Below are 24572 nucleotides of genomic sequence, written 5' to 3'. Positions count from 1 at the left end.
TTGTGCCGGGGCACTCCCTTCGAGCGGCTGGCTGATCGGGGTTTGGTAGGCCAGCAAGATCCGTCGTTCCCTCTCGTAGCCGCAACAGCGGGTGTACGGGGTGTGGGCCGTCAACAAGCTTCTGTTTCCCCCGGTTCATGTTGCACACTCCTGAGATGGAAGAGCGCAAGGACGTGACCGTTCCCGCCGCCGCAGCGCATGCGACCGTGACTGCGACGCTGACCGCGCGTGTAGGCGTCCGAAATTATCGTGCGACTCAACTCTTGTGGGCGGCACGCCGTGCGGCGCGCGAAAGCCGAGAGATCGAAGCCGACCTTGCTGGCACGCACAGACCTAGTATCGAACTGGGTGCCGTAGTGACGAATGCGGTCCTCCTTGCGGTTGCCTTCATGGAGGCATCGGTAAACGAGGTACTCCAAGATATCGCCGAGTCCAAGCCGGGTGCACTCAATTCGAGATGCGTCGGCATTGCTGAGGACGCCGCATTGCTGATTCGTGAGCTTTGGATGCCGCCAGCTCGATTGGAGCGAGCTGGGATACTCGAGAAATACCAGGTTGCGTTGACTGCCAGTCGGAAGCCACCGCTGGCCAAGGGCGCTAATCCATATCAAGCTGCGTCGAAGCTGATCGACCTCCGGAATGCGCTCGTCCACTTCAAGCCCGAATGGCAGATGGACGACGACGAGCACGTCCTCGAACGGAAGCTCGACGGGCTTTTCCCCCTCAATGCGATCTTTCGAGAGCCCGTCTCTCCGTGGTATCCGAATATGTGCCTGTCGGCTGGATGTGCCGATTGGGCAAACAGCTCCGCCACTGCATTGGTCGATGAGTGGTGGCGAGTGATTGGCCTTGTCCGGGACTATCACGAGGAGTTGCGTTCCATGCCGACTCCGTAACAGTATGCGATGGGCAGGAGTCAGGATCAGCAGCGCGTCAAGGAATAACACCGCAGGTCGGTGAAAGTGAGCGTTTACCTCTTCGGTTTGTTGGCTGAAATAACAGCAGCAAAGAAATTACTCATTACCTCAGAATTTTGGTGCCATTTCCATTTTTGCAATCTCATCCCCAACAAGCCGCCACACCTCAGGTAGTGATATCTCGTTTGAGTTCACCGTTTCGGTAGCGCCACCTTGCGGCATTTCCTCGGCAGATAAGTACTGGGCGAGATCAAATTCTCCCCTTATGCGTTTAATAACCGCCTGTTCTACCGCGTAGGCATCTGCCCCCAGATTAAATAATCTAGATCGATACAACTTCCATCCGTACTTTCTATGCACAGAAAGGCGGTCGGAACTGGAGTTTGTGCTCGTTATTCCAATCTTGTGCGCGCCCCAGCCTTCATGCGTCACTAGGTATAGCAAGGCCGTTGACGCGTAGTCGAATCCGATAGGTGCACAATAACGACAGCCACCCTGGCCGCTGAGAATGCCATCGAGTCTGGGGGACACTGTATGTTCACACTTCAGGCACATGCAAAGCCAAGGGGTATACCTATTGGGATATGACTCAAGCGGCTCAAGACCCGCGTTACGCATAATCTCAACCGCAAAATCACGGTCTAATTTGGCTTTTCCTGAGCAGTGGATACAGCCTCCCCGCCCCCGCAGGATCTGATGCCTCCAGGCGGTAACGTCGTTCCCGCAGGCCATACACCGACACCGCCATCGTTTGTCGCTACCGGGATACGGCTCAAGTGGCTCCAGGTTGGCTTCTCTCATACGAGCGACGGCAACCGCGTCATCAACCTTCATCTTCCCACCGCAGTAGACGCAGCCGCGCCCTCTGAGTACCGATTTACGAGTAGGAGTGACAACGTTATCGCATCTTAAGCAGCGACACCGCCAGGGCGTATTTGTTCCTTGATACTGCTCCAATGGCTCAAATCCTGCTTCGCGCATTGCTGCGGCAGCAAATTCTGGATCAATCGGAGCATTCCCAGCGCAGTATCTACAACCACCTCCCTCGTTAGCCGCAACCCGGGTAGGAGTCACCTCGTTCCCGCAGGTCATACACCGACACCGCCAAGGTCTGTGAGAACTTTCATAAGGTTCAAGTGGCTCAAGGCCAGCACGCCTCATCTGCGCTACTGCCGTGGCATTGTCAATTTGGGCAACGCGGCCGCAGTACTTACAACCGCTGCCTTTGCGTACATCAGCAAGTCTGGGCGACGGCTTACAGCCGCAAGTCGTGCAGATTGAAGGCCACGGCTCCTGTGCGCCGGGATAAGGAACCAGCGGTTCGAAACCTGCCTTCAGCATTATCGATTTTGCCTGCTCTTTCGGGATACGTCGTGCCTCAGCCCTCGCCGCATAGCTACATTCTCGACATCCACCGCCTTTGCGAATATTCGACAACCGGGGTTTGACCTCGCTCTCACACTTCTCGCAACGACACCGCCATGACGCTGAAGTGCGTCCGGGGTAGGGATCCATCGGTATGAACCCCGCCTCCCGCATCTCGGCTTCAGCTTCTTCTGCGCTCACCACAGGCATGTACAACTCCACAGGGATCGTTGAGAGCTCCAAATATGGCATGGCCCACCGACAAGCCTTCAACAAAGCGGCATTCCGACAAGTTCGTTTCGTAACCCGTTGGTAGACAGGGGCTGGTCCAGGGAGCAAGGGTGACAGGAGTTGGTCTGGTGGGCGAGCACGGAAGGATCTGCGGATCTTTCGTCTTGTCGTGCCGTTCATCGAGCATCACCACCAACCGGTTGCCGGGTTTTACGGCGCGGATCATGATGTCCGGCCTGTCTACCAGCACCGCGCGGCTGGTCCGTCAGGTCCACTCAAACAAAGGCCAGGTCCGAGTACGTTTCGAACCTGGCTTTTGTCGTCCTCGGATGTCTTACTTGTCCAGTTGACGACATGATCGACGACAGCTCACATCGCGGTGTTGCCGAACGGAGATTCGAACAATCACCCACCGAGTCCAGGGCATCACGCTTCCCGACTCGATCACCTCCGTGACGTGGTTGGTCGTGACGAAAAGGTTGCGGCCCTGCGGGTCGGCGCGGTCGAAAGCGGCCTCGTTGAAGGGCTGGCTGGCGTTGGGGCTGCGTGTGACTCTCGGCCCGCGTTCGGGAAGCTCGGCGAGCCGGAGCCGTTTGGTGACGGTGCCGCCGTTGTGCGGCGTACACGGTCCCCGGGACTGCCGCTGCCGGGTCATGGCGGTCAGTGAAGTCGCGGGAGGTGGTGCGACGACATGCCAGGATCGGTGCCGGCTAGCGCACTGGCCATCGCGGTCTGTAACCCGGTCTCGCGTTGGGGCGACTGCACGGAGAAGAGCAGATTCCGAGGCGGTCGGTGGGGAAGTCTTGGTAGTCGGCGAGTTTGGCGGTAAGGGTGCCGAGGGTCGCTGTGCTGGTGTCGTTTTCGAGGAAGAACCGCACCGTGTCTCTATCCTGTTACCGGCAGCAGTACCCATCTGGGCGTATCTGGGCATCGCGACCGGCCAATGATGTCCAAAAGACATTGGCGCATTGCCGTGTTGGTATCATCGCGATCGGGAGAAGGGGAGGTTTGCGGCAGAGTCCCCACATTACTGTCCTCAGAATGGGAAACCCCCTCAGTTCCTCAGCGCTGCAACCTAATTGGAAGCGATTGCTCGATCGTGCGCGTGTAACATCCGGACGGGGCGTCCAAGTGTAGGCCTTGACGACCAGCGTCGACAGGAGAGGAATCGATGACGGGTACGGGGGCGCTGCCCTTTCCAGCTGAGGAGTTGCTCCGCGCGACCAAGGTCGAGATCGCGGCGATTCTTGACGATGGTTCGTCGTCTGCGGAGAAGGTTACGTTGCGGGATGGCAGTCGAGTCGGCCCGGACGAATATGTATTCTCCGCTGCCAAGTGGAATGATGCCCTGTCCGCTGGCAACCTGCTGATCCGGGCGGGTCGATCCGGCAAGTGGACGCGGGCCACCGTGTCCCGCGCGCCGGATGGCCGCCACATCCGGGTCACGACCGATGCCCCTCTGGGACAGAAGGTTCCCACTGCAACCATCATCCCGGATGAGACAACTGGGCACGAGGTTCTCATGGAGCGCCTGCGACATGCTGCGGAAAACAACGGTTCCTTCTCTACCTCGAGCGCTGGATGGCTGTTCGGTCTCGGGCGTCCACAGATCGCGTTGTGTACAGACCCTGGCCGTTTCGTCAACGGCTACCACGGACGGCAGTTGAACGCCCGCCAGCGCAGTGCTATCGAGCATGCGCTCGCCAGCGAGGTTACCTTCATCTGGGGGCCGCCCGGCACAGGGAAGACCGATGTTGTCGCCTCAATAGTGGAAGGCTGCTATCGACAGGGATTGCGCACCCTGTTCGTCGCACCGACCCATATCGCCGTTGATCAGGCTTTGGAGCGCATTTGTGACTTGCTCTGCGGTGAAGAACAATTCGAAGACGGTCTTGTCCAGCGGAAGGGTGCCATCGCTGCTCCCGCACTGGACCGCCGCTACGGAGATCGCATCGTTGCGGAGCGGATCGCAGACCGGGCCGCGAGCAACCTCGACGAGCAGATCGTGCAGGCGAAGGCCCAACTGCACGCGGTGGAATCCGATATTCGCCAGTGCGACGAAGCCTCAGAGTTGTCCGCGGAGCTGTCGCGAATCGGTGCTCAACTGAGCGAAATCAATCGTCAGGTCGTCGCTTTCGATACCGAACTCGAAGCCGCCACCAAATCGGTTGCCCAACTGCGTCAGCAGATCGACGAAATCGGCTCGCCCTCAGGGCTTTTCGCGCAGCGCAAACAAGTCAAGCTCGACGACCTCCGCAGACGAAAGTTCAGGGTGGAACAAGATGCCGAGGGCGTCCGTCAGCAGCGAGCAGCGGCCAAGGCGCCGAAACCTGGCCTCCTCGCTGACTCTGCGGCCGTCGCCGGCCGCCTCGAGCGAGCGAGCGCGGCGCTGATCGGCAAAAGTCCCGCCGACCAGTTACGCCCCCTGCGCGACCGCATACGAGAGCATCACGGACAACTCCAGGAGCAGCGCCAAAAGCTTGCCGATTACGTCAGGAGTCAGTGCCGTGTCATGGGAACGACAGTCGCCAAGGCGGTCCAGTCCCGGACGTTGATGGACTCGATCGATGTCGTGGTCATCGATGAGGCTGGCATGGTCGATCTGCCGTCGGCCTGGCTGGCCGCCGGTCTGGCCCGGAAACGTGTCGTCGTGGCGGGCGATTTCCGGCAACTACCGGCCGTCACCCGTGGGTCATCGAACCGGAATGCCCCCGCCGAGGACCGAGAACACTCTCGAATCTGGATGGACCGGGACACATTCCGGGCCGCGGGCCTGGTGACTACTCACGGATCCGTTCGTATCGACGATCCTCGGATGATCGCCCTCAACGAGCAGTATCGAATGCGACCCGCGATCTGCGCGGTCGTCAACAGGGTCGCATATGAGGACGCGCCCTTGTCCACTGGGCGCTCGAATGTCAGCAGCCTGGCGGCGTCTCCACTGCTGGAGCTACCGCTGGTCCTGATTGATACGTCGCACCGAACCATCGAAAGCGGCGGGAATCAGGCGCACCTCAGCAATCCGGTGCATGAGGCGGCGATCCACGAATTCATCCGCGGCCTTCAGTACGACACAGTGCTGCCCGCACGGAAGGCGACCGACTCAGCCGACGGCCACCGACCGACCGACCTTCTAGCGGTCATCGTCCCGTACAACAACCAGAAGCGAACCCTCGCAGCAAGTTTGAAATATCGTTTCGGCGAGAGCTATGACGCGCGGGTGGACACAGTGCACCGGTTTCAAGGCAGCCAGCGCCCCTTGGTGGTGATCGATACAGTCGCCGGTGCCGGTGAAAAGCTGGGCAATTTCTACGAGGGTGTGAATCTCGACTCGTCAACATGCCGACTGCTCAACGTGGCATTGAGCCGGGCACAAGACCAATTGGCGGTCGTCGCGAACGTGGCCTTCCTGCGCGCGAAGTTGAGGCAGGGCCCTGTCATTCGGATGCTCGATCATCTCGAACAGCACGCCCAGCGCTTGTCCATCGATGAGCTGATTCCGATACGCGCCGCTTCCGACTTGGCTGCCATGGACCAGGAGCAGTTGGCCCGGCCAGCGTTCTTCCCTGCCGACGAAGTGCACCGCGCCGTGGAATGGGATATTGCCGAGGCCCGCCGAAGCATCGACATCTACTGTGCCTTCCTGAACCGAGGTCCGGTGGCGCGGTGGTTGAGGACCCTGTCGGATCCCATTTCCCGAGGAATTCGCGTTGTTGTCCACACCCGGCCGCCCGAACCCGATTCCAGAGAAGTCGCACTGGTCGAAAAGCTCCGGACCGGCGGATGTCAAATCAACTACCGTGAGCGGATGCACGAAAAGGTCATGATTGTCGACGATTCCGTGCTCTGGCACGGGTCATTGAACCTGCTCGCCAACATCGGACCCACCGACCTCATGATGCGCATCACCGACCCGACCTCGTGCGAGCGCGTCAAGCGGATCGTGGACCAAGCCAAGATGGAACGTCCCGCCCGGCCACCTTACGGTCGAACGGCCACAGGCGGAGCCACAAACGGCGAGATCAAAGTGGGTGACGTTCGGGACGGCCGTCGATATTTGAACGTCCCGCGCGAGGAGAAGGACGAGGCAAAGCGCGCTGTGAAAGCGCATTGGAACCCCACGCTGAAGCTCTGGCATGTCGCTGCCGATATCCCGCTCGATCAGCTGAGCCGCTGGCTGCCGCAAGCGGGTGACGATCGTTGAGAGCGGCAGTTACCCTCACCTCGCGGATCCCGTACTGGGCGCTAACCTTCAGCCACAAGGATCCCTTGCTGCTCGAAGCGTTCAAGTCGATTGTTCCAGCAGACAAACGCCGGTGGATCTCGGCCAGCGTCGAATGGCGTTTCGATGCCGATGACATCACGCGTCTTCGCGCCGCATTCGAAAGCCTCGGCGCGACGGTCACCGTGCTCAACCAGCCTCGCGAGGAAAAGGCTGAAAGCACAAATCATCACAGCGCCGACCATTGGAAGCGGAAATTCGAGGCGATGGAATCCGCAGCTAAGCGTCTGCACGAAGAAGTAGTGGAACTACGAGATGAAGTAGAACGCCTTCGAGCGGCCGCAGATCGTGACCGCCACACAGCTGCGTCGGGCAACTGGGCGGAGCTGCTGTTCACCACTGTCGGTGCGGAGCCCGCCGAGGCGGCGTTCAAAACCCTGACGAAATTCCTACATCCAGACCGTCCTACCGGAAGCGCCACCCTGATGCAGCAGTTGAACGCTGCGCGCAACAACGCTCGCAGAATGTGAACGCGCGGTTAGAGCCAGTTGAATGTGCGGCCAATGCTGCTGGTCCGAAACCTGCGAGGCCGTGCTGATCGAGTGCACCGGATCTCAATACAGAAGGAATGAGCCGTGACAATTCTGCCCGGTACGCCTTCGTCGGGAATGTCGTCTACCGCCTCTCCTTCCAGTTCCGAAGCTCTTTTCCAACCAGTGACAGAGTGGGTCGGCGGCAGCAGTGCCAGGCAGGTGGCGGAGATTGCCTCGACGGTCCGATGAGCGGCGACCTCTGGCGGTTGGCCTGATCGGTCACAAATCCACCTTCACGTCGAAATATGGCCTCTGGAGACGATTTCTGACCGCGCAGGTCGAGTTCTCCACCGACAGGGCGTTCTTGGTGGTGGCAACCCGGTCCGGTGAGAACAATTAGGCTGTAGAGCAGTCTCTTGTCATCGTGCCCGGTTGTCGGCATAACGGGATGTACTGCGAAGCAGCACATTCCGAACGCTCCGAAGCGCCATGACGCAAGCCGAACCAGTCAGCAGGTTGTCAGAACTTCATGCACGGCTGAGTGAGCATGTTCTCTGCGCGATCTGCCGCGGAATGTGTGCGCGATCTGTCGCTACAGTCATGCTCGCGTTGCCGACTTCGGAGAAGCCGCTTCGCGGGAGCGTTGTCGTTGAGTGGGCGGTTTGATCCGCAGCGGATTCGTTGCGGTCGGGCATGTCGCGCGGCCGCGATCATCGTAGACCGCCAACCGAGCGCGGCCGGGTGCCAACCGCGCGGATCGGGATGTCCGGCCCGTCGACCAGCACCGCCCGGTTCGTATGCTGGTCCGTCAGGTCCACCCGAAAGCCCGGCCTCGGCCGGGCTTTTTGGTTTCTGCGCAGTCCGCGAGCAACGGATCTCGCGCGACGGCTTGAGTCGTCTGCGATCCAAGTCGCCTAACTTGCAGCCCGCCCGTGCGCCAGACCTGGTGCCACGCCACGGTACGCCTCCTGGGAGTCGACCCATCTAAAAGCCCGTCCGCGACCACTCTCCCCACGCGCTTCAACAAGGGCCGCGCCCTAGGCTTTCAGGTTTACGATCCTCTCCGGTCTTGCCCGCCGCGATCAGCTCATCGGCGCGGCGCAGCTTCCGCACGATCTCCTCCGCGGAATGCCATTTGCGCCCTGCTATGTCACTCAGGTCCCTTCCAGTCCTCGACCAGGGCCAGCAGGGACGGGCCATTACGTAATGAAGGCCAAAGCGAGCATGTCCGCGGATCCCGAGCGGGCTGCCCAGATCAAGGAGGCTATTCTGAGTCGTCGAATGCATTCTCTATCAATGCGTCTGCCTCGTCCGTAAGCTCGTATACGACGCACCGAAGCTCGCATTCGATCGTGAGCTCACGGGCTCGCGTATGTAACTCGGCCACGCTCGCTGTGCCAAGGCGAACCATATGGATCAACTCCATGGCGTCATCGACGAACGGGTTGTAGCCGTGTTCCTTGATCCAATCAAGAGTCCACTTGATAGAAGCTTCCATGTCCATGTCCATGTCCACGTCCATGTCCATGTCCACGTCCATGTCCATGTCCATGTCCATGTCCATGTCCACGTCCACATGTTCCGCGATTCGGATCGTCGAGACCGCGTAATGGCATTCGGAATTCGCACCGGGTCGAAGCCCAACCACGAGCCCCTGCCGTGGACGTGCTGTCTCGGTGTCCGTCAACGGGCACTATGTCATCTGTCGCCGCCAGCAGCGGGCCCTTGCGTGTCATCGCGACTTTACTGGTCGAGATCCGCCGCTCGGGTCCTCGAGCAGCGCGATTACTTCTCGCGGGGCACACCATCGAGGTCGGTGAACGACAACTCCATCTTGATCGGTTCCTCCAGGACGAGTTCGTCCGAATGCTCACGGTGCAGCGCGTACCGTTTGTTTGACCAGTCGAGACGGAACTCGTCGATACGCTCGACGGTTTCCCAGTCATCAGCGAAATGAACGACGAGATACATGGGAATCCCTGTGCGGGCGTAAAGTTTCCGCTTGTATTCGGTATCATCGCTGATGCTGTCGGGAGAGACCACTTCCACCACCATGCGGATATGCGGCAGCACCGTCGTCGCATCCCAGCGGCCATAGTCGATGACCATGAGGTCGGGGAACCGGAAGTTCGCTCGCCGCTCCACGCTTGCGCTGTCCGCGTCGGGAAACGAACAGGAGTGTCCGACTCGGTATCGAGGCACGGATCGTTCGGCGTATGCGCGTCCTCGAGCGCCCGGCGGAATCTGTGGATCACTCGGTCGTGAGCTCGACTCTGCGCCTGGCAGCGCACTACGAGACCATCCACCAGCTCGAATGGCCCGCCGAACCGCGCGGCGAGGTCTCCGGGGTCCGCAGCCAGGAACTCCTCAGCCGTGAGCCGCTGTTCGCTGCGGGCATCCACAGCCGGCATCTTCCTAGAGCGGTTAAAGCGGAAGGCAACCCACCCACCCGTAAGGCTACGGGTCGTAGCGGTGCGTGTGAGACGCACGGTGCCGGAGAGTAGCGCGGCGCACCCGATCCCCGGCGACGTCTGTGACCTGCCGCGACGTCCGATCGAATCGATAGACGCTCGCTGGTATGGAAGACACCTCATCTGGGCCTCAGCGTGCGGCGATTGCCCTCCTATTCGCCGCATATTATGCGGTGAATAGGAGTACAATCGCCGTATGGCCTACGGGAACCGCACCTACATCTGGGAGGACCCGGACTGGCCTGACTTGCGGTACGACGCTGAACGGCTGACTGGACCTCTGGCTGAGGTTGCGCAACGGCAGGGCCACCTGCTCGGTCGGCTCGCGGACACCGAACAGGCGGTGCGGGAGCAGGCCGGTCTTGCGACACTCACTGAGGATGTGGTCAAAACCAGTGAAATCGAAGGCGAACTGCTGAACGCCGCATCGGTGCGTTCGTCCATCGCACGCCACCTGGGTGTGGACATCGGCGCAGCCGCTCCGACCGACCGGAACGTCGACGGCGTGGTTCAAATGGTGCTCGACGCGACCGTGCATCATGACCAGGCAGTGACCCCTGAGCGGCTCTTCGGCTGGCATGCTGGACTTTTTCCTACTGGGCATTCCGGTATCTCACGCGTTCGCGTCGGTGGGTGGCGTACCGACGCCACCGGTCCGATGGAGGTCGTTTCCGGAAGCTATGGCAGACAGCGCGTGCATTTCGAAGCGCCGCCGGCTACGCGACTGGACACCGAGATGCGGCGGTTCCTGGACTGGTTCAATCGTGACGCGACCGAGTCACCGATCGTGAAAGCTGGTCTAGCGCATCTGTGGTTTGTGACCGTGCACCCCTTCGATGACGGCAACGGACGCATTGCGCGCGCGCTCGGCGACCTGTGGTTGGCGCGTGCCGATCGCAGTTCTCTTCGCTTCTACAGCCTTTCGGCGCAAATACAGCGTGATCGCAACGCCTACTACACAATTCTGGAACGAACACAGAAGGGCACACTCGATGTCACCGAATGGCTCCTGTGGTTCCTTGCCGCATTGCAACGCTCGATTGCGCACGCTGACGAGGCCGTCGACACGGTTCTAACGAAGACCCGGTTCTGGCGCACCTGGCGGCAGGCCCCCATGAACGCCCGCCAGATCGCGATGCTAAACCGTCTCATGGATGGCTTCCAGGGCAAACTCACCACCCGCAAATGGTCGATCATCACGAAGTGCTCGCAAGACTCGGCGCTTCGGGACATCAATGAGCTGGTCGAGCTCGGCGTACTACGACGGTCGGACTCCGGCGGGCGAAGCACCTCATACGAGGTTGTTCAGCCCTGAGTGGTGAGCGCCGTGTTCTTGTTCGTCGCGTAGCGCAGGCAGCCCCGCCCTTGTCCGGCGACCTGGATAAGTGAACCTTGCACCGGTTCGCCACGGACTTGCCTGGTGACGGCGGATCGACGCCCGGACATACCCCGGCGAACTCTTCGTGAACTCACCTTCGGTGAGCGAGCCGCATCGCTCAGAACCCCTTAAGTTCAGCTACATCCGACCGAACAGTATGGGATAGCTGATGATGAACCCCCACAAGGCCGTACGTGTCGTCGCCGCTGCTGAAGCCGCGAAGCAGATCGGGCGGCAGGCCCAGCATCTCGTTCCCTGCATCACGCGGGAAACGTCTGGGAGCCGGGGGATTTCGGCCGGTATGGTGAATATGGCGCCGGGGAAGGTGTCGCGGGCGCACTATCATGCGCGTAGCGAGATCATCGTTCTCTGTCTGCAGGGTCGTGCGGTGACGCTGATCGGTGCGGAGTTGACGCCTTACGTGCATGGACCAGGGGATTTTGTGTACATCCCCGAGGGGGTGGTGCATGTGGCGGTGAACCTCAGTGAGACCGATGAATTGGTTGCTGTGGAGATGCGCACCGATCCGATGTTCAACGACGACGTGGTGCTCACACCGGAGCACGACGGCGCTGTCGCGGAGGTCGTCGCACGGTTGCGTCGTGAGCTTTCGATGGTGGGCGCGGGTCTGTGACTGCCGTCAGTTCCCGCGCGGCAGTGCGCAGCGGGCCGATCGACGATATGTTCACGGCGCTGGCCCGACGGCCGGAGCTGATCTCGTTCGCGGTCGGCGCGCCGGATCCCGCTTTGCTGCCGGGCGATTTGGTGGCCGGGCTGGCCGCCGATGTCGTCGCCGAATACGGGGGCTCGGTTCTGCAATACGGGACGACCCGCGGATTTCCGCCGCTGCTGGACCAGGCGCAGGTACTCCTGGAGGAACGGCAGATCACCGAAGCCGGGGAGCTGACTCATATCGCGACGGGCGGCTCCGGAGCCCTGCACAGCACGTGCATGGCGCTACTCGGCCCGGGGTCGGTGGTGCTGGTGGAGACACCGACTTATGGGCCTGCGGTGAAGGTATTCCGTAGTCACGGGGCCGTCGTCATCGGAGTCGAGTCGGACGCGGACGGTATCGTGCCCGCGGCACTGGATGCCGCACTGACCCGTCAGGCGGTGGCGATGGTCTATCTGCTGCCGACATTCCAGAACCCGACCGGACGAACCATGCCCGCCACTCGCCGTCGGCAGATCGCCGAAGTCGTTGTGCGACATGGCGTGACGGTGGTGGAGGACGACGTCTATGTCGACCTCAGGTATCGGGGTGCGCCGGAGCCCGCCTTCTGGTCCTTCGCGCCGGACAACACCGCCTACGTCACCTCGCTGTCGAAAACTGTTGCGCCCGCCCTGCGCATCGGAATCGCGGTGCTACCGGAGCGCCTGTTGGAACCTGTACTCGCGTTGAAGCAGGGCATCGATATGCAGACCTCCACCTTCAACCAGGCGATTGCCGCGGCCTTCCTGCGCAGCGCGGAAGGTGCCGCACACGTGGCCCGAGCCATCGATGATTACGGAGCGAAGCTGGCCACGCTCACCGCTGCGCTACACCGGTACATGCCTCGAGGATTCTCGTGGACCGAGCCGGAAGGCGGCATGTTCGTTTGGGTCGAAGGGCCACCATCTTTCGACGCCGACAGGCTGATTCACCCGGCGTTGGACGCAGGCATCGCACTCCTGCCCGGCAGCGTGTTCTATGCCGCAGATAATCCGCCCCGCAACGGAATCCGCCTCAGCTTCGCGAACGTGCCCAGCGCGCAGATCGACCGCGGTGTGCGGATACTCGCCGAACTGTGCGCGACGCGATGAATATCGTCGGCGTCTGGGAGGTGCGGGCCGACAGCGCACCATTTGCGTACCACGTCATGGTGTTCCACGCCGACGGCACCATGCTGCAGTCGAATCCGGATCACGGCAACCGCGTCACCAGCGACAGCAACGGCATGGGCACCTGGCACGCGAACGGCTCGACGGTGTCCGGAGCATTCCTCGAATTCACCGTCGACCGCACCGCTCCCGACTCGATCTGCCGCGGAGTCGTCCAGTTCGAGTTCACGCTGCACGACAACGAGTTCCACGGCTCGGCCAGCGCAATGTTCTATGACCTGGACGGAACCCCTCGACGTGGCCCGCTGACAACCGACCTCACCGGCCGAAGGTTCGACGCCCGCGCGTACTCGATACCTGCTGCGAGTTCTTCGTAACCCGGGGTTGCGGAACCGAACCCGATCTGCCCTTCCGCCTTACGGATCGGGTGTGGCGGTGACAGGGTTGGTCGCTTCAGACAGGTCGCATCGTCTGCATGGTGCGCTCACCCTCCCAGAAGGCGCGCACAGCGACGATCTTGCCGGTCTCATCGACCTTGTAGAGGAAGACACCTTCGGCTTCGAGTACCTGGCCGTTGTTCTGGCTGCGGACTTTGCCCGTGTAGGCGACTTCGGTTCCGCAGGCGAAGGAGTCGTCGAACAGGAACTCGATCGAGTCGTTGGGGGCGATGGCGTTGTCCCAGAACGCCGAGATGGCGTCGAGGCCGCGGTGGCCTTTACCTTCGGCGTCGAAATGGGAAGGGCCGACTGGGTCTTCGACCAGGGCGTCCGCGGCGAACAGGTTCAGCCAGGCTTCCTTGTCTCGCGCCTGGACCGCCGCGTGTAAAGCCTTGCTGGCGGTGCGGGCCGGGTGGGTGGCGGCGGTCATGGTTCCTCCTGGTGTCGGTCGCCGCGCGATCCGGGCGACGGTGCGGTTGCCGTGTATGAATAGACGGCGGTGCCAGGGAGATCTTTTCGGGCAGTAAAGGGAGGGGGCAATGCGCGAACGTCAAGTAGGCAAGAATCGTTCGATAGTGGGCGAGATCGTGTCGTCTACCAGGCGATAATGGCGTCGGTCCAGAAAGCCGGTGTGGCTCGCCGGCACCGACGAGCCACCACGACTACTTCTGCACCGCAGCAATGATCAGTTCACTCACCACATCCGGCCGTGACACCGAAACCGCATGCGACGCCGCGGTTTCGACAGCCGTAGCACCAGCACGCTCCACCATGAACCGCTGTACTTCGAGCGGAATGTTCTTGTCCTCGGTGGTCAGCAGCGCGAACGACGGGATCGATTTCCACGCCGCCACAGCAGCGGGCTCCTGCAATGCCGCGACCGCCACCGGCCGTTGGGTGACGGCCATCTGTTGAGCGGTCGCCGCCGGCACGTCGGCGGCGAACTGCTGTGGGAACTCGTCCTGTCGGATGTAGAGCTCGGTGGCGGAACTGCCGTCGGTGAGGGGGTAGATCGCTTCGCGGGTGGTCGGCGGCAGGGTGGAGCCGGGGAACTTTCCGGTGAGTTCCAGCGCGCTCTCGCCCTCGTCGGGTAGGAACGCTGCGATGTAGACGAGCGCGGTGACGTTGGGGTTACCCTCGGCCGCAACGGTAATGACGCTACCGCCATACGAGTGGCCGACCAGAACGATCGGTCCCTCAACGGTCCGTAGTACCGAGGCCACGTAGGCGGCGTCGGTGGCGAGACCGCGCAGCGGGTTGGCTGCGGCGAGCACGGAATAGCCCCGTCCACGCAGGCTTTCGAGCACGCCGTGCCAGCTGGAGGAATCGGCGAACGCACCGTGGACGAGCACGATGGTGGGGTTGTCGGTCACGATATAGTCCCTTTCAGGGTTAGTAGAGTGCGGTCTTCAACGCCGCAACAGCCTGTGCGACAGCAGCTTTCGCCGCGTGCGTGTCGTGCATCGAATTCACCATGACGAAGTCGTGGATGATCCCGCCGTAACGCACCTGCGTGACCGGCACGCCCGCCTCGCGCAGCTTGCCCGCGAAGGCCTCGCCTTCGTCACGCAGCACGTCGGCCTCACCGGTGATCACTAAAGCCGGTGGCAGACCGGACAATTGCGCGGTGCTCGCACGCAACGGCGACGCCGTGATCTGCGCGCGGTCCGTCTCGTCGGTCGTGTACTGGTCCCAGAACCACTTCATGCCGTCACGGGTGAGGAAGTAGCCTTCGGCGAACTGCTGGTACGAACCGGTGTCGAAGTTGGCGTCGGTCACCGGGTAGAACAGCACCTGCTGCAGGAACGACACATCGCCGCGCTCCTTCGCCATCAGTGTCAGCGCGATGGCCATGTTGCCGCCGACCGAATCGCCCGCGATCGCGATCCGTGACGAGTCGAGGCCCTTCTCCGCACCATTTGTGCTGACCCACTGGGCAACTCGGTAGGACTGTTCGTTCGCGACCGGGTAGCGCACCTCGGGCGAGCGGTCGTACTCGGGGAAGACCACCGCCGCGTGCACGCCGACGGCGAGGTCGCGAACCAGCCGATCGTGCGTGTGCGCGTCACCGAAAACCCAACCGGCGCCGTGGGTGTAGATGATGACCGGCAGCGGATCGGTCACGCCCTGCGGCTTGACGATCCGGACCCGCACCGAGCCGGTGGGCCCACCCTCGACGGTGATCCACTCCTCATCGATCTCGGGCTTGAAGATCGGGCTGTCCTGCACGCCGTCCACCGCCTTGCGACCTTCTTCAGGCGCCAGCTGGTAGAGGAACGGTGGCTGCGAGGTCGCGTCCACGAACTCCTGCGCGGCCTGTTCGAGCGAGATACCCAACGGGTTCCCAGTCATTTTCGTACCTTTCTCATGGAGAGTTGTTGCGATTCAGGACAGTTCGGCGAGTGCGCCGGTGATGACCGCGGTCACCTCGGCGGGGTGCGTCTGCATGACCAGGTGCGGAGCGTCGAGCTCGACCACCTTGCGGAGTCCGGCGCGCTGATAGCCGAAACGTTCGACGTCCGGATTGATGGTGCGGTCGGCGGCGGAGACGATGCCCCAACCCGGCTTGGTTCGCCAAGCGGCCGCCGACGCTGCTTCGCCGAACGCGGCCGCCGACAGCGGCCGTTGCGAAACCGCCAGCACCCGAGCCTTTTCGGCGTCGAGACCGGCCGCGAACACGGCGGGAAAGGCGTCGATAGCCACCGAGACGTCGGTGCCCGTTTCGTCGCCATCGGTCGGATACGGCGCATAGACGAGGTTGGCCGCCAGCTCGGAATCGGGGAAACCGCCCTGCAATCGGCCCAAGCTCTCGCCTTCCGCGAGTGCGTAACCGGACACGTAGACGAGCCCGACGACGTTGTCGGCGACACCGGCGACCGTGATCACCGCGCCTCCGTAAGAATGCCCGACGAGCAGTACCGGCCCTTCGATCTGCTCGACGAAGGACTTGATGTAGGCGGCATCGGCGGCCAGGCTGCGGTTGAAGACCGGCGGTGCGAGCACCCGATGGCCTTGTCCGAGCAGCATTTCGGTGACCGGCGCCCAACTCGCCGCGTCGGCGAAGGCGCCGTGGATCAGAACGATGGTGGTGGACATGCCTGTCAGTGTTCGGGACCGCACCCTGCGCGCGCCCCCCTTCGCAGGCCACAAAAGCCCCTGATCAGGACACGGCCGCCGTCGTGTGCTCCGCGAAAGTGGCCGCCGTCACGCCGGTGGAGCGGAATCTCTCCTGATACTTCCGAGGCGAAATACCCAGGCGCGCAACAAATGCCCGGCGCAGCGCCTCACTGCTGCCGTATCCGGCGGCCATCGCGGCCTCGGTCACCGTGTATCCGGCGTGCAGCTTGTCCCTGGCCAGGCCGAATCGGATGAACGCGACGTACTCGGCCGGCGAACTCTCCAATTCAGTGCGGAACAGCCGGGTCAGGTGCCGCACGCTGACCTGGGCGTGCGCGGCGAGAGTCTGCACGGTGTGCGGGTGCGCCGGGTCCGCGCAGATCAGGTCCACCACCTTGCGGGTGAGCGGACTGCGCGGTGCCGGTCCGCGCAGCGAGGCAGAGAACTGCGACTGCCCGCCCGCGCGCTGCATGTAGACCACGAGCGATTGCGCGACCGCCCTGGCGGCGTCGGCGCCGTGATCCTCCTCGACCAGCGCAAGCGCCAGATCGATGCCCGCCGCGACACCCGCTGAGCTGTAGACGTTTCCGTCGCGCACGAAGATCGAATCCGGATCGACGCTAACCGTAGGGAAGCGGCGTGCCAGGTCGGTGGTGAATTTCCAGTGCGTGGTCGCTTGCTTGCCGTCGAGCAAACCGAGGTTCGCGAGGACGAACGTTCCGCTGCAGATCGAAGCCAGCCGTCGGGTGCGCCGGGCCAGTAGTTGCGTGGCCGTCAGCACGGCAGGCGTCATCCAGCGCGCATGCGGCAATTCGCTGCCGGGAATCACCACGGTATCGAAGCTGCCCGCCTCACCGGCCGCGCCCGCGACCTCGATACGCGCGCCGATCGAGGTCTGCACGTCCGTGCCGTCGGCCGAGACCAGCACGACCTCGTACCCCGCCACCGATTGGTTCGCCTCGACGAAGACCTCCGCGGGCCCGACGAAGTCGAGCATCTTCACGCCGTCGAAAACCAGGATGCCGATCCGGCGGCGCGAGGCCGTGGCTGAAGTAGGGGACATGTCCACCAGTATTATGGAGTAGTGCCTCCATAACAAGTGGTGTTCACCACGCCCGCGAATGATTGGTAACTTGTGCAAATGGGACGCCCCCGCCGGTTCGACGAATCAGGCCTGCTCGACGCCGCGATCGAGCTGTTCTGGTCGAAAGGTTTCGACAGCACCTCGGTCGAGGACGTCTCGGCCGTGACCGGTGTAGGCAACGGCAGCATCTACGCCGCCTTCGGCAACAAGAAGGGCTTGTTCCTAGCTGCTTTCGCGCGCTACTGCGAGCGCCGCGCGCAATTCGTGAGCGAGACCGTCCGCTCCGCCCCCGGTTCGGCCCGCGCCGCCGTGCGCACACTCCTGCGTTCCGTCATCGATGACTGCGCCGCCCAACCCGGCCGCCGCGGCTGCCTGCTGATCAACAGCATCGCCGAACTCGGCGGCCGGATCCCCGAGGTCGTCGCCATCGGCAATCGCGCCACCACCGCCATGGAAGAGGCTGTCGCCGAACGTCTCCGCCCCACCATGCCCCCCGGCGACGAAGCCGAACTCTCTGCTCTCAGCGCCAACATCATCCTGGTCTCCCAAGGCCTGATTCTCTTCAGCCGCCTGGGCACCCCCCGCCCCCGCCTCCTCGAAATAGCCGAAATCTCCTCCGCCGCCCTCCCCACCCCCTGGGCCGACCACCTCACCCCCGCCCGCCAATGAACCGGTCACGCTGAACAAGTGGGGGTCCAGCGCTGAATGGCCGTATGCCGGTGTCGCCGCCAGCTGTTGCTGTGGTAGATAGTGCGCGGTAGCCTCCCCCTATGGGCGATGGGGGGATTCCAGCCGCTGAACAGCACTTTCGGTCATGTCGGCGTTGGCCATCGGAACGCGGACCACGTCCAGCTCGGATATGCCATGAGTGCTGAGTTCGAGGTTCTCGACCACCTCGACGAGATCGTGGTGCGGCTGGCGGGCCTGGCCGGATTCGTCTCGGAGCGGCTCGATGCGATCGACAACAAGGTTGTCACGCTCGCAGGCACGGGATGGGAAGGTGTTGCGGCCCAAGCGTATACCGAGGCGCACCGAGAATGGGACAGGGGTGCAAGGGAATTCGCGGAATGTGTGCGCGGGCGTGAATGATGCGGCCCGCAGGGCACACACTGCCTACAGCCGGGCGATCGAGATGAATCCGAAGATGCTCAAAGGGGGTGAGTAGTTGCTCGTCAACTGGGAGATCTACTACGACGCTGCTCGGAAATGTCACGATCTCGCCGGTGAACTGCGTCGCGCCGACAAGCCTGTGCACGATGCGGTCAAAGGTGAATGCGCCGGTATGGCAGGCGATGCCCCGGGATGTAAGCAATGGGGCGAAACCTATGACCGAGTCGCGCAAGAAACGATGCAGACCTGTACACACCTGGCCGATGCGCTGACCAACTTCGGAAACGTGCTCTACGCCAGCGGATACAACTATGGCATAGCGAACAAGAGCAACCCGGCGCCGCAGGCCCCGACCATCCATCAGGTTTCGGAATACAAAGTTATCCTCCCGACCTCGGTCCATGACAACGGCAACGGCGTCAAGCACAACGGCGGCGTGGAGGAGTTCTTCAGCGAACTTCTCGCCAAGCTCGTCAGCACATTCGAGAAGCTCCCTAACGGGGATGTGGACAAACTCTATAAAGCCGCCAAGACGTGGAAAAACTTTGCCGACAACGAAACTGTCAAAGGTGCCGGTGCCAAGATCGCGGCAATCTCAGCCTTGTTCGACGGCATGGATCAAGCCCGGAACCGGCAGCTCATCCAAGACAACTTCGGAGTGCTCCGGACGGCAGCTGACAATCTAGCCGCAGCGTCACTGAGTGTGGCCGCCCCTGTTTCGGAATATCACAGCTCGACCAACGAGGTGGGCGATGCCATCAAGTCCGCGATGGAATCGTTTGCGTGGGCAGTCGGACTCCTTGTGGCCGGTGCGGCGTTGGGCGCGCTGTTCAGTTTCGGCGGGTCGATTGCGGTAGCCGGTGCGGGCGTCACCGCGGCTACGGCTGACACCATCAATGTCATTCGGGGTCTCTATTCCAGCAAAAAGCTCTTTCAGATCCTCAAAATTACGCTGGCGGCCGGCGTGACGGTTGGGGTCATAGACTCCTTCGACAAAGTCCCCAGTCTGAGTGACGGCATCAAGGCTTTGGCGACGATCATCGCCATGCGTGTGGTCATCGACGAAGACGGCCCGGGCTCCGGCACGGATTCCGGTTCCGCTGCGGTACCTGATAAGGATGTCACCGACGAGATGGCGAGGATGCTTCGTGAGGGTATCCATCCCGGGGAAGATTGTTCCGAGATCGCAGAACGTTTGGAGAAGGTAGCGGCCGGCGCGGGTGAGATACTCAGAGTTGATCCGCCAGCCGGGAAAGACCTGACCGTCGAGGAATATGGGAAACGCGAAGAGTTCCTATACCATGAGGTCTACACTGACGGTAAGTATGTTTACGATCCGCGACATAATTCCAACCCGGTACCGATTGAAGAATGGCGGAAGACTATCATGGGAGATAATCCCGGTGCTACCATAAAGTCGGTGCGATAATGAATTCTCGCGATTTCATCACCCGGCTTCGTCTGTATGGCGATTTGGAATGGTACCGCCATGCGGGCGGGGTAGGTGATGACGGCTCGTCCGCTCCGCCGTTGGTGGCCTGGCGGTTCGCCGACCCGCGGCCGATAGGATTCGTTGAACAATTACGCGCGATCGTAGATTCTGAGAGCAGGGGTATCGATTGGTTGTTCGACACCACGCGGCGGAATTGGGTATTGGTCCCAACGCGGGTGATGGCGGAGAAAGAAGCACATCGATTTGCCACCGAAGCGCAAGCTGTGGAATTCTTGGAGCGGCACGACGAAGAATTCTGTGAGCAGTCGGCGGAAGATTTCGACCGGATAATCGGTGAATTGGACGAGCTTTCCAAGCGAAATTGAGCGGACGGCTCTGCCCGTGAGCTACGGAAACGCACCTGCCTGCTGGTCTCGAGCGCCTGACTTGCCGCTCTTGGCAGCCGTTCCCGCACCCCTTCTGCGCTGACGCACTCGCTGTGGCGGGTGGAAGGGGTGCGGGAAGGCGGAAGGGGTGCATCTTGGACGGTTAGGTCGGGCCGAGGTGGGTGGCCAGGGCAGTGGCGGTGGTGGGGAATCGGGTCAGGAGGTCGGGTACTTCGTGGTTGGTTGCTGGTTGGGTGTCCTGCCAGGTGCCTTCGATGCCGAGGAGGGTGGCCAGGGCGTCGGAGGTGGTGGGGTGGGTGGCGAGTAGGTCGTTGATGGGGCCCTTGGCAGACGGGGTCAGTGGTGTTGGGGTGGAGGAGGATTCGAGGGACCACGGCGCGGTGAAGGCGTCGACGGCGGGGAGGGCGCCGGGGAAGGTGCGGCCCGCTTCGCGGACCAAGCCGGGGATCAGGTCGCCCGCTTGATCTTTCAGGGTGGTGATGAGCTTCGGCAGCCAAGGCAGCAGTACTGCGTCGGGGAGTGTGCCGAAGGCCTTCGACAGCAGTTCCACCACAAAGGGTTTCAGAGCGGGCGCGGGATCGATGGCCTGGACGAACCCGCTGACGTACTGCGGAACGGACGGCAGCATCAGCGGATTGGCCAGCATCTCGTCGCACCGGGTACGCAATTCGGCCATCGTGAGCAGGCCGAGTTGGAATCGTGCCGCCCACAGCAGGGCTACCTTGGCCGGCGCTTCCGGATGTGATTGCAGGACTGCCAATTCCAGTTGGGTGTGGTCGCAGCCCAGGGACAGGGCGAGGTTTTCCATCCCGAACAGGAAGCCAAGCATCGCCGCCACCTGTGCCGGGCCGGTTTCTTCGGCGGCGAAGGCGGTGGGCAGCAGGGTGCAGTAGTGGGCGTAGCCGGCGGTCACGAAGCGTTCGCACCAGGCGGGCAAGCCGCCTTCGGTGGAGCGGAAGTAGTTGAGCAGCAGGCGGATACGACGTAGCACGAGTGGTGCGTCGTCGACGGTCCGTTCGGCGGCGAGCAGTTCGACCGCCCGGTTGCCCAACTCGTCGGCGAGCCGCACCGAACCCAGATACACCAGCGCGTCCTCGACCGCGGCGAGCGCGATCGCGGCAGTCGCGTCCGGTGCGGTGACGGCCCGGCGCAGGCGCTGCTCGAGCACCTGTTCTACGGTGACGCCCTCGTAGCCGAGTTCGACCAGCGAGCGCTGGTACTTGCCGAGCCCGATATCCCAGCTCTCTTGGATCGAGGTCGTGCCGAGTCCGCGCGAGCCCATGATGGGCCGCAGCGCGTCGTGCGGCAGCAGCCTGCGCAGCAACCACAGCAGGTCCGAGCAGGCCCGCAGGTCCGGTGTCGCCTGCAGATCCAGCAGCGCGCGTTGCAGCGTTCGTTTGGACAGGTCCAGGCCCAGCGGTGCCAGCCGGTCGAGTACGTCGCGGGCCAGCGGCGGCAGCGCCGCGTAGCCGACCTGGCCGATGCGGTCGCCGCCGAGCAGGATCTCGCACAGCCGTCGCACGTCGCGACGGCCCGGTACCTTGTCCTTCTCGATGCAGGTGACGGCCGCGTCCTGGAAGTCGTACGGCGTCGGCCGGGCTCGATTACGCAAGCCTGCCAACAGGATCGAGGTTTCGAAGACGGCGATGGCGTCGGCGGTGCTGGCCAGATACCCGTTGCGGCGGGCGAGCCGCACGATATCCACCGACCATTCCAGGAGTTCGGCCTCGTCCAGCGGATCGAGTACCGGTGGACGCGACAGAAACCCGGAAAGCTGATCCGCCACTTCGGTTTCGGCCGCAGCGGGCAGTAGCGCCTTCTTGACCCGTTTCTTCGTGCCGGGCTGGCCTGCCAGCTGGAACGACTGCAACGCCCCGCGGCGCAGACCTTTCGCCCAGGTGGCCGCCGCGATCGACACGGCGCCACCGGCCAACCCGAACTGCGCCTCGATGGCGGAATGGCTGGACGGAATCAACCCGTAGTGCCACGTGGTGGCCGAGCGCGGCGAGATCTCGAACGAGGTCGCCGGAGCGGCCAGCCCGAACTCCTCGACCGGGCTGGCCGCATGGGCGGCGCCGCACACGTGCAGCGCCTGACTCGGGTCGATGTCGTTGGCGGCCAGGTGTTCCCGCATGCGGGTCCACATGTACCGTTCGCGGTTCTCGTCCTCGGCGGTGCTGCCGCGGCGCAACCGCCGGAACAGGCTGCCGATCATGACCATGACCTGCCGGTAGGTGTCGTAGTCGGCGTCCGCGAGCGGCTGTTCGACGTACTGGTCCCACCACTCGGACCAGTGCCGGACCTTGCCGTGGTGCAGCAGGTGTTCTTCCAACTCGGCGAAACGTGGTCGCAGATCGCCGATTTCGATGCCGACAGCGGAGCCGTGCAGGCCGTCTTCTTCGGACTGCTCGCCGTCGGCCGGTGCCGGTTCGTCGTCGGGCGCCCACTGGAAGACGTGATCGGTGGACCGGTCCACCAGCACCAGGTCGACGCCCGGCGTTTCGAGTGCGTAAGCGATGGCCTGATATTCGGCCGACGACTCGGTGATCGGTGCGACCACCGACAGCGGTGCCCATTCCGCCGGGAAGCCTGCGGTGTCGGTCGCGAAGGCCTGCAGTGCCACCGGCAGCCGGCAGTTACGCAGCTCGTCCAGCAGCGGCCGCAGGTCCTCGCACAGTTCCAGATAGATGACGCGAGGCTGTTTTTCGCGCAGCCGCCGCACCATGGCCAGACCCGATGCGGGGGAGTGGTGGCAGACCGGGAAGATCTCCAGGCGCTCGGACAGCGCCCGGTCGACGTCGTCGATCATGCCCGCGAGGATCTCGCCCGCCGCCCCGGGCGCGCCGGCGAACGCGACGGCCGCGTCCGCCAGCTGATCCCGAAGCGCTGCAAAGGTATTCGGCGCCGGACGAGTCTCGGAGACGGTCACGAGAGCCTCGCGATCGCCGCCCGGCCGCCTTCCAGGAACTCGCCCCAGGCCGCGTTCCCCTTCTTGTCCTTGCTGCGCGGCTCGACCACGCCGTGCAGGTACTTGTTCAGAATGGCGAGATCCTCGGGCGTGCGCCGAGCCAGTGAGCCGACGAGCGAGCCGGCCAGGGTTTCGGCGCGCAGTTCCTTCGCCCCGAAGAACTGGCTGTGCAGGATGGCGTCCTCCAGCACACCGATCTGCTCGGCGGTGGACAGCGCCGACTCCAGCTTGTCGTCGTCGCTGGTGGCGGCGGCCGCGGCGGCGCGCAGATCGGCGAAGCTCTCCAGCAGGATGTCCAGCAGCGTGGGCGGCAAGTCCAGTTCGATGGAGTGCCGGCGCAGCAGTTCGGTGGTGCGGAAACGCACGATCTCCGCCTCGCTCTTCTTGTTGGACACCACCGGAATTCGCACGAAGTTGAAGCGGCGCTTGAGCGCCGACGAGAGGTCGTTCACGCCGCGGTCGCGGCTGTTGGCCGTGGCGATGATCGAGAAGCCCGGCTGCGCGAACACCACGTTGTCGTCGTCGAGTTCGGGAATCGAGACGTACTTCTCCGACAGGATGGAGATCAGCGCGTCCTGTACATCACTGGTGGAGCGGGTGAGTTCCTCGAAGCGCCCGATCACGCCCTGCTCCATGGCGGTCATGATCGGGGACGGGATCATCGACTCCCGGGACTGTCCCTTGGCGATGACCATGGAGATGTTCCACGAGTATTTGATGTGGTCCTCGGTGGTCCCGGCGGTGCCCTGCACCACCAGGGTGGAATTGCGGCTGATGGCGGCGGCCAGCAACTCGGCCAGCCAGCTCTTGCCGGTGCCCGGATCGCCGATGAGCAGCAGGCCTCGGTCCGAGGCCAGGGTGACGATGCTGCGCTCGACGAAACTGCGGTCGCCGAACCACTTCTGGGCCACCTCGCGGTCCAGCCCGTCGGCGCGTTCGGATCCGAGAATGAACAGCCGCACCATCTTCGGGCTCAACCGCCACGCGAACGGCTTGGGGCCATCATCGATGGACTCCAGCCAATCCAGTTCCTCGGCGTACTTGACCTCGGCGGGGGCGCGCAAAACGTCGTTCATGAT

Annotated in this window: 22 protein-coding genes; 12 read left to right on the top strand and 10 right to left on the bottom strand. The window is 62.9% G+C overall.

All coding sequences use genetic code 11. The features are described 5' to 3' along the window. Window positions 1-155: 155 nt before the first annotated feature. Window positions 156-896, top strand: a complete 741-nt coding sequence (locus NVU01S_RS24095; RefSeq protein ID WP_043676461.1) for a hypothetical protein — start codon at window positions 156-158, stop codon at window positions 894-896. Between the two features lie 129 nt (window positions 897-1025). Here NVU01S_RS24095 and NVU01S_RS43560 read toward each other — a convergent pair whose 3' ends face one another. Beyond that, window positions 1026-1349, bottom strand: coding sequence for a hypothetical protein (locus tag NVU01S_RS43560; RefSeq protein WP_156161764.1), 324 nt, complete (start codon window positions 1347-1349; stop codon window positions 1026-1028). A gap of 2335 nt (window positions 1350-3684) precedes the next feature. Here NVU01S_RS43560 and NVU01S_RS24090 point away from each other — a divergent pair. Both NVU01S_RS24090 and NVU01S_RS24085 read left to right on the top strand, forming a co-directional pair. Continuing rightward, window positions 3685-6717 carry an AAA domain-containing protein gene (locus NVU01S_RS24090; protein WP_082032234.1) on the top strand — a complete coding sequence of 1011 codons (3033 nt, stop codon included), beginning with the start codon at window positions 3685-3687 and terminating at the stop codon, window positions 6715-6717. A 65-nt stretch (window positions 6718-6782) separates the two neighbouring features. Continuing rightward, the gene (locus NVU01S_RS24085; RefSeq protein WP_043676397.1) at window positions 6783-7265 is read left to right on the top strand and encodes a hypothetical protein; all 483 of its coding nucleotides are present in this window, start codon (window positions 6783-6785) and stop codon (window positions 7263-7265) included. A gap of 1267 nt (window positions 7266-8532) precedes the next feature. On the opposite strand, the gene NVU01S_RS44285 is transcribed toward NVU01S_RS24085, so the two are convergent. Both NVU01S_RS44285 and NVU01S_RS24075 read right to left on the bottom strand, forming a co-directional pair. Next, on the bottom strand, window positions 8533-8838 hold the full coding sequence (locus tag NVU01S_RS44285; protein WP_167829421.1) for a hypothetical protein: 306 nt from the start codon (window positions 8836-8838) through the stop codon (window positions 8533-8535). Between the two features lie 215 nt (window positions 8839-9053). Next, window positions 9054-9413, bottom strand: coding sequence for a Uma2 family endonuclease (locus NVU01S_RS24075; protein ID WP_052280975.1), 360 nt, complete (start codon window positions 9411-9413; stop codon window positions 9054-9056). A gap of 116 nt (window positions 9414-9529) precedes the next feature. Here NVU01S_RS24075 and NVU01S_RS43550 point away from each other — a divergent pair, with 116 nt between their 5' ends. The 5 genes from NVU01S_RS43550 (at window position 9530) to NVU01S_RS24055 (ending at window position 13315) form a co-directional block, all read left to right on the top strand. Further along, window positions 9530-9772 carry a hypothetical protein gene (locus tag NVU01S_RS43550; protein ID WP_156522232.1) on the top strand — a complete coding sequence of 81 codons (243 nt, stop codon included), beginning with the start codon at window positions 9530-9532 and terminating at the stop codon, window positions 9770-9772. Window positions 9773-9935: 163 nt separating this feature from the next. Continuing rightward, the gene (locus NVU01S_RS24070) at window positions 9936-11054 is read left to right on the top strand and encodes a Fic family protein (protein ID WP_043676391.1); all 1119 of its coding nucleotides are present in this window, start codon (window positions 9936-9938) and stop codon (window positions 11052-11054) included. A 232-nt stretch (window positions 11055-11286) separates the two neighbouring features. Continuing rightward, window positions 11287-11751 carry a cupin domain-containing protein gene (locus NVU01S_RS24065; RefSeq protein WP_052280974.1) on the top strand — a complete coding sequence of 155 codons (465 nt, stop codon included), beginning with the start codon at window positions 11287-11289 and terminating at the stop codon, window positions 11749-11751. After that, the gene (locus NVU01S_RS24060) at window positions 11748-12920 is read left to right on the top strand and encodes an aminotransferase-like domain-containing protein (protein WP_043676389.1); all 1173 of its coding nucleotides are present in this window, start codon (window positions 11748-11750) and stop codon (window positions 12918-12920) included. Before NVU01S_RS24065 ends, NVU01S_RS24060 begins: the two co-directional genes overlap by 4 nt. Beyond that, window positions 12905-13315, top strand: a complete 411-nt coding sequence (locus tag NVU01S_RS24055) for a hypothetical protein (protein ID WP_043676387.1) — start codon at window positions 12905-12907, stop codon at window positions 13313-13315. The genes NVU01S_RS24060 and NVU01S_RS24055 overlap by 16 nt, the downstream gene beginning before the upstream one ends. A gap of 76 nt (window positions 13316-13391) precedes the next feature. On the opposite strand, the gene NVU01S_RS24050 is transcribed toward NVU01S_RS24055, so the two are convergent. The 5 genes from NVU01S_RS24050 to NVU01S_RS24030 form a co-directional block, all read right to left on the bottom strand. Continuing rightward, window positions 13392-13805 (bottom strand): nuclear transport factor 2 family protein, encoded by a 414-nt coding sequence (locus NVU01S_RS24050; RefSeq protein WP_043676384.1) that lies wholly within the window; start codon window positions 13803-13805, stop codon window positions 13392-13394. Window positions 13806-14037: 232 nt separating this feature from the next. Continuing rightward, on the bottom strand, window positions 14038-14748 hold the full coding sequence (locus tag NVU01S_RS24045; RefSeq protein WP_043676382.1) for an alpha/beta fold hydrolase: 711 nt from the start codon (window positions 14746-14748) through the stop codon (window positions 14038-14040). Between the two features lie 19 nt (window positions 14749-14767). Continuing rightward, on the bottom strand, window positions 14768-15727 hold the full coding sequence (locus NVU01S_RS24040) for an alpha/beta hydrolase (RefSeq protein WP_043676380.1): 960 nt from the start codon (window positions 15725-15727) through the stop codon (window positions 14768-14770). 33 nt (window positions 15728-15760) lie between these two features. Further along, a complete protein-coding gene (locus NVU01S_RS24035; protein ID WP_043676378.1) occupies window positions 15761-16471 on the bottom strand; it encodes an alpha/beta fold hydrolase in 711 nt (236 codons plus the stop codon). A 64-nt stretch (window positions 16472-16535) separates the two neighbouring features. After that, on the bottom strand, window positions 16536-17555 hold the full coding sequence (locus NVU01S_RS24030; protein WP_052280973.1) for a GlxA family transcriptional regulator: 1020 nt from the start codon (window positions 17553-17555) through the stop codon (window positions 16536-16538). Between the two features lie 78 nt (window positions 17556-17633). Here NVU01S_RS24030 and NVU01S_RS24025 point away from each other — a divergent pair, with 78 nt between their 5' ends. From NVU01S_RS24025 to NVU01S_RS43545, 4 genes are all read left to right on the top strand, one after another. After that, a complete protein-coding gene (locus tag NVU01S_RS24025) occupies window positions 17634-18245 on the top strand; it encodes a TetR/AcrR family transcriptional regulator (protein WP_052280972.1) in 612 nt (203 codons plus the stop codon). Window positions 18246-18353: 108 nt separating this feature from the next. After that, entirely contained in the window at window positions 18354-18665 is a 312-nt protein-coding gene (locus NVU01S_RS24020; protein WP_244467389.1) for a WXG100 family type VII secretion target, read from the top strand. Between the two features lie 76 nt (window positions 18666-18741). Beyond that, window positions 18742-20115, top strand: a complete 1374-nt coding sequence (locus NVU01S_RS24015; protein WP_043676376.1) for a hypothetical protein — start codon at window positions 18742-18744, stop codon at window positions 20113-20115. Next, a complete protein-coding gene (locus NVU01S_RS43545) occupies window positions 20115-20504 on the top strand; it encodes a hypothetical protein (protein WP_156161762.1) in 390 nt (129 codons plus the stop codon). Before NVU01S_RS24015 ends, NVU01S_RS43545 begins: the two co-directional genes overlap by 1 nt. A gap of 163 nt (window positions 20505-20667) precedes the next feature. Here NVU01S_RS43545 and NVU01S_RS24010 read toward each other — a convergent pair whose 3' ends face one another. Together NVU01S_RS24010 and NVU01S_RS24005 are read right to left on the bottom strand one after the other, a co-directional pair. Next, complete coding sequence (locus NVU01S_RS24010) at window positions 20668-23454, bottom strand: DUF5682 family protein (protein ID WP_043676371.1); 2787 nt, start codon at window positions 23452-23454, stop codon at window positions 20668-20670. Then, window positions 23451-24569 (bottom strand): ATP-binding protein, encoded by a 1119-nt coding sequence (locus tag NVU01S_RS24005; protein WP_042257716.1) that lies wholly within the window; start codon window positions 24567-24569, stop codon window positions 23451-23453. The genes NVU01S_RS24010 and NVU01S_RS24005 overlap by 4 nt, the downstream gene beginning before the upstream one ends. Between the last annotated feature and the right edge of the window lie 3 nt (window positions 24570-24572).

Origin of the sequence: Nocardia vulneris (assembly GCF_001613425.1) — a bacterium.
Taxonomy (GTDB): domain Bacteria; phylum Actinomycetota; class Actinomycetes; order Mycobacteriales; family Mycobacteriaceae; genus Nocardia; species Nocardia vulneris.
Note: the sequence above shows the minus strand (reverse complement) of the source record. Positions and strands in the feature narration are given on the sequence as shown.

What these genes read in the sequence shown, in the direction of transcription:
- NVU01S_RS24090 (WP_082032234.1), top strand. Translation starts at nt 3,685, where the DNA reads ATGACGGGTACGGGGGCGCTGCCCTTTCCAGCTGAGGAGTTGCTCCGC.
- NVU01S_RS24030 (WP_052280973.1), bottom strand. Translation starts at nt 17,555, where the DNA reads ATGTCCCCTACTTCAGCCACGGCCTCGCGCCGCCGGATCGGCATCCTG.
- NVU01S_RS24020 (WP_244467389.1), top strand. Translation starts at nt 18,354, where the DNA reads ATGGGGGGATTCCAGCCGCTGAACAGCACTTTCGGTCATGTCGGCGTT.
- NVU01S_RS24035 (WP_043676378.1), bottom strand. Translation starts at nt 16,471, where the DNA reads ATGTCCACCACCATCGTTCTGATCCACGGCGCCTTCGCCGACGCGGCG.
- NVU01S_RS24050 (WP_043676384.1), bottom strand. Translation starts at nt 13,805, where the DNA reads ATGACCGCCGCCACCCACCCGGCCCGCACCGCCAGCAAGGCTTTACAC.
- NVU01S_RS24040 (WP_043676380.1), bottom strand. Translation starts at nt 15,727, where the DNA reads ATGACTGGGAACCCGTTGGGTATCTCGCTCGAACAGGCCGCGCAGGAG.
- NVU01S_RS24005 (WP_042257716.1), bottom strand. Translation starts at nt 24,569, where the DNA reads ATGAACGACGTTTTGCGCGCCCCCGCCGAGGTCAAGTACGCCGAGGAA.
- NVU01S_RS24025 (WP_052280972.1), top strand. Translation starts at nt 17,634, where the DNA reads ATGGGACGCCCCCGCCGGTTCGACGAATCAGGCCTGCTCGACGCCGCG.
- NVU01S_RS24095 (WP_043676461.1), top strand. Translation starts at nt 156, where the DNA reads ATGGAAGAGCGCAAGGACGTGACCGTTCCCGCCGCCGCAGCGCATGCG.
- NVU01S_RS43545 (WP_156161762.1), top strand. Translation starts at nt 20,115, where the DNA reads ATGAATTCTCGCGATTTCATCACCCGGCTTCGTCTGTATGGCGATTTG.
- NVU01S_RS24070 (WP_043676391.1), top strand. Translation starts at nt 9,936, where the DNA reads ATGGCCTACGGGAACCGCACCTACATCTGGGAGGACCCGGACTGGCCT.
- NVU01S_RS24065 (WP_052280974.1), top strand. Translation starts at nt 11,287, where the DNA reads ATGATGAACCCCCACAAGGCCGTACGTGTCGTCGCCGCTGCTGAAGCC.